The sequence below is a fragment of the Mesorhizobium sp. M4B.F.Ca.ET.089.01.1.1 genome (assembly GCF_004022605.1).
In the GTDB taxonomy this organism is placed as follows: domain Bacteria; phylum Pseudomonadota; class Alphaproteobacteria; order Rhizobiales; family Rhizobiaceae; genus Mesorhizobium; species Mesorhizobium abyssinicae.
On record NZ_RZOS01000439.1, the window covers coordinates 1 to 4629 of the forward strand.

Here is a 4629-nt window from a genome sequence, read left to right on the forward strand (position 1 = left end):
GGCCAAGATGCCGTCGCTCGACGCGGTTTTCTGCAACAACGACGATATCGCGCTTGGCGTCCTGTTCGAATGCCATCGCGCTGCTATCGAAGTTCCCAAGACCATCGGCATCGTCGGCTTCAACGATCTCGACATGATGCAGGCGGCATTTCCGTCGGTCACCAGCATCCGCACCCATCGCTATGAAATCGGCCGCCAGGCAGTCGCCATGGCGCTGGCGGCGATCGCGGGGGAGAGGCCGCGACAGCGCGTTGTCGACCTCGGTTTCGAGCTGATGAGGCGCGAGAGCACAGCACGTTGAAACACGCAGAAGCGACTGTGCAAATGCCGGTTTACACTGCGTCATGGTAGCGCTACCAGTTGTTTCGCGCGAAAATTCAAAGCAAGACCAGGGTCTGTTTATTATATATAAGCGACAGCTCATGCTTGTTTATTATATATAATATGCTAGCTTTGTTTTCTCCTTGAGGGAGATGGAGGAGGGGCATCGGGTGGCAAGCCGCCACCCTGAAAGGCGTCATGGGCAAGGCTGGAGGGCCTTCCCAGATGTGGATAGGCGCCAGAACCACGCAGCATCAAGCAGAACTGCAACCGGGAGGAATATCAATGATCAAGTCACTTGTTGGTGGCATCGTTGCCGCCACTGCATTCGTCATGCTGAGCTCATCGGCGATCGCCGAGCCGGAAGTCGTCAAGGGGCCGGCAGCCGAGCCGGATTGCTTCGCGCCGTGGGCGGCCGACACCCAGTTCTTCAAATTCCCCAAGAAGGATGGCCCGTACCGCATCGCGCTCGCCAACGGCTATATCGCCAACACCTGGCGCATCCAAATGATCCAGACGGCCAAGGCCTACGCCGCGCAGAAGGACGTCGCGGCAAAGCTGAAGGAATTCAAGGTCGTATCGACCGGCGAGGATGTCCCGGCGCAGATTTCGGCGATCAACAACTTCATCGATTCCGGCTTTGACGCGATCGTCGTCAATGCCCAGAACCCGACAGCCTTCGGGCCGGTGATCAAGCGCGCCAAGGAAGCCGGCGTCGTCCTTGTCGCCTTCGACAACATCCTCGACACCAAGGATGCCATCAACGTCAATGTCGACCAGAAGGGCCTCGGGGAACTGTGGGCCAAGTGGCTGATCAGCCATATACCCGATGGCGGCAAGATCCTGGAAGTACGCGGTGTTGCCGGCACCTCGGTCGACACCGATCGCCACAATGGCATCCATGAGGTCCTGGACGCTTCGGGCAAGAAGTGGGACGTCACCGAAGTCGCCGGCAAATGGGATGATCCGACAGCGCAGAAGGTCACCGCCGACGCCATCGCCACCAACGGTCCGTTCGTCGGCATCACCGGCCAGGGCGGCGACACCGGCATCGTACAGGCGATGATCGATGCAAAGCATGCTTTCGTGCCGTTCGGCGGCGAGACCGAAAATGGCTTCCGCAAGTTCTGCGCGGCGCACGCCGCCGATGGCCTGAAGTGCTCGTCGGCCGGCACCGGCCCCGCCCAGGTGGCGGTCGCCATCAAGACGGCGATCTCCGCGCTCGAGGGCAACGTCGTGCCGCAATCGGTGAAACTGCCGCTGGCGATCGTCGAGGATCCGAATTGCAAGGAAGGCCAGGATTACTTCCCCGATCAGTCCGACAATTTCTTCGTCGGCAATTCCTTCCCGACCTGCGGGATCAATTTCACCGCGCAGGAAATCATGGGCCAGACCAAGGAAAACAAGTAGTCTGACCGGCCGGAGCGGCGGGCATCTCCCGCGGCTCCGGCTGCTTGCCACCTATCGACAGCAAAATGCCTCGGAGGGCTGATGGACGGCGCGGTTCCGCTCTTTAGCATGCAAGGCATATCCAAACGCTATGGCGGCGTGCGGGCCCTGGAAAAGGCGGAGCTGTCCGTCACGGCGGGTAGCATCCATGCCATTCTCGGCGAAAACGGCGCCGGCAAGTCGACATTGATCAAGGTGATGGCCGGCGTCGTGGCGCCCGATGAGGGCCGCATGCTACTCGATGGAAGCGAGGTGAGTTTCGCCTCGCCGGCGGCGGCCAACCGGGCGGGCATCGTCTGCATTTTCCAGGAGCTGTCGCTGATCCCCGAGCTCAGCGTGGCCGACAACATCGTCATTTCCGATCCGCCGAAGCGTTTCGGCCTGATCGACCGAAAGGCGCAGCGCCGTATCGCCGAAGAGGCGCTCGCCCGCGCCGGTGCTTCCGACATCCACCCGCTGGCGCTGGTCAAGGACCTTCCACTTTCAAGAAGGCAGATGGTCGAGATCGCCAAGGCGCTGGCCCGCAAGCCGCGCATCCTGATCCTCGACGAGGCCACCTCGGCGCTGACCGCGACCGACGTCGCCAAGATCTTCGGCGTGCTGAAGCGGCTGCGGGAAGAGGGGCTGGCGCTGCTCTACATCTCGCACCGGATGAACGAGATCGCCGAGCTTGCCGACCAGTGCACCGTCTTCCGCAACGGCCGCAATGTCGCCAGCTACGCTGCCGGCTCGAAGAGCGACAGCGAGGTCGTCGAACTGATGATCGGACGCGAATACAGCCACATATTCCCGCCGAAGCCGGCCCGGCACGGTGCCGCCGTCCCGGTGCTGGAGGCGCGCAACCTGTGCTGGACCGACCGGCTGGACAATGTCTCGCTCACCGTCGGGGCGGGCGAGGTCGTCGGCCTCGGCGGCCTCGACGGCCAGGGCCAGCGGGAGTTGCTGCTTGCCTTCTTCGGCGTGCTGCGCGGCCTTGCCGGCGAGATACTGGTCGATGGCAAGGCGGTTTCCATCGCCAGTCCCTCAGCCGCGCGCGACGGCCGCATCGGCATGGCGCTCATCCCCGAGGACCGCAAGACCGAGGGGCTCATGCTGCCTATGACGGTGCGCGAGAACCTTTCCTTCGCGGCGCTCGACCGGCTGTCGAAGGCCGGCGTCATCGACCGCGCGACCGAGCAGCGGCTGATCGACGACATGGTGGAGCTGCTTGCCATTAAGACCGCCGGCCTCGACATTCCGGTCGGCGCGCTGTCGGGCGGCAACCAGCAGAAGGTCGTCATCGCCAAATGGCTGATGCGGCAGCCGCGCATCGTCTTGCTCAACGACCCGACACGCGGCATCGATGTCGGCACCAAGCAGGAACTCTACCAACTGATGCGCAAGCTCGCCGACGCGGGGGCCGCGATCCTGTTCTATTCGACCGACTATGACGAACTGATCGGCTGCTGCGACCGGGTGCTGGTGCTCTATGACGGTGCGGTCAAGCGCGAGCTGGTCGGTGCCGAGATCACCGAGCATGCGCTGATCGCCAGCGCGCTCAATATCCACGGCGAGGGCGCCGGTCCGCTGCAGGGAGAGGGCGCATGAAGAGGATCGTAGCGTGAAGGATTGGCGTTACTGGCTGGCCGAGCAACGCGGAACGTTGCTCGCACTCGGTATCTTCGTCGCCATGTTCGCGATCTACAGCGCGAACCATCCGGCCGGCTTTACCGCCAATGTCGTGCAGACGGCCGCCAACAAAGGCGTGCTGCTTGCCTTCGTCGCCATGGCGCAGACTCTGGTGGTGATCACCGCCGGCATCGACCTTTCGGTCGGCATGATCTTCACGCTGACCAATTGCCTGGCTTCCTGGCTGGTGATCGGCACCGGGCTCGAGACCGCTTTCGGCGTCATCGCCGTGCTCGGCACCGGGCTCGTCTGCGGCGCCATCAACGGCGCCATCGTCATCTATGGACGGCTGCAGCCGATCGTCGCCACCATCGCCACCGGTGCCGTCTATTTCGGCCTCGCGCTGCTGCTGCGGCCGTTTCCCGGCGGTTCGGTCAATGAAGATCTTGCCGACGCCCTCACCGGGCGGCTGTTCGGCCTGGTCCCGGCGAGCCTGGTCGCGCTGGCAGTCGTTGTGCTGATCGTGTGGGTGCCGTTCAGCCGCTCGGAGCTTGGCCGCGCGGCCTACGCCGCCGGCTCCTCGGAGACCGCCGCCTATATGTCGGGCGTGCCGATCCGGCGCGGAAAATTTGTCGCCTACACGCTTGCCGGGCTGCTGGCCGCGATCGGCGGGCTGTTCCTGACCTTCTTCACCTATACGGGCGACGCCGCCTATGCCAGCGGCAACGCCTACACGCTGTTTTCGATCGCCGCCGTAGTGCTCGGCGGCGTCTCGCTGTTCGGCGGCAAGGGCAGCGCGCTCGGCGCGATCTTCGGCGCGCTCGCCTTCCGCACCATCGGCGACCTGCTCTTCGTCTTCGACCTCGACCCGCTCTGGCAGCCGCTGTTCCAGGGCGTTATCCTGCTGATCGCGGTCAGCCTCGGCGCCTTCGCCCTGTTCAGGGTCCGCAACCGGCTGGAGTGGTTCCTGTGAGCGATACGACCCTCATCGGCGGCATTGCCGGGCGCATGCCGAAATTCCTTCGCCGCGCCGATCCGGCCGTCGTCACCGCCTTCGCCTGCATCGTGCTGCTCCTGCTTGTCGGCAGCCTCTATTCGCGCAGCTTCCTGTCGCCGGAATATCTGCTGCAGCAGCTCAAGGTGGCATCGTTCCTCGGCGTCATCGCCACCGGCATGATGCTGGTCATCCTGCTCGGCCAGATCGACCTGTCGGTGCCATGGTCGGTGGCGGTCGGCGCGATCATGGCGTGC

Annotated in this window: 4 protein-coding genes and 1 pseudogene; all 5 read left to right on the top strand. The window is 63.9% G+C overall.

Annotated features, from left to right (window positions below; translation table 11 throughout):
* On the top strand, window positions 1–301 hold a 301-nt coding region (locus EN780_RS27990; RefSeq protein WP_189556787.1), incomplete at its 5' end, for a substrate-binding domain-containing protein.
* Between the two features lie 305 nt (window positions 302–606).
* Window positions 607–1731 carry a sugar ABC transporter substrate-binding protein gene (locus tag EN780_RS27995; RefSeq protein WP_128275915.1) on the top strand — a complete coding sequence of 375 codons (1125 nt, stop codon included), beginning with the start codon at window positions 607–609 and terminating at the stop codon, window positions 1729–1731.
* A gap of 81 nt (window positions 1732–1812) precedes the next feature.
* Window positions 1813–3357 (top strand): sugar ABC transporter ATP-binding protein, encoded by a 1545-nt coding sequence (locus EN780_RS28000; RefSeq protein ID WP_127285458.1) that lies wholly within the window; start codon window positions 1813–1815, stop codon window positions 3355–3357.
* A gap of 13 nt (window positions 3358–3370) precedes the next feature.
* Window positions 3371–4351, top strand: coding sequence for an ABC transporter permease (locus EN780_RS28005; protein WP_127285457.1), 981 nt, complete (start codon window positions 3371–3373; stop codon window positions 4349–4351).
* Window positions 4348–4629, top strand: a pseudogene (locus EN780_RS28010) (ABC transporter permease); the annotation flags it as partial. The gene EN780_RS28005 and the pseudogene EN780_RS28010, both read left to right, overlap by 4 nt.

Bases quoted from the DNA above. Each gene is read 5' to 3' on its own strand.
- EN780_RS28000 (WP_127285458.1), top strand. From the start codon at position 1,813: ATGGACGGCGCGGTTCCGCTCTTTAGCATGCAAGGCATATCCAAACGC.
- EN780_RS27995 (WP_128275915.1), top strand. From the start codon at position 607: ATGATCAAGTCACTTGTTGGTGGCATCGTTGCCGCCACTGCATTCGTC.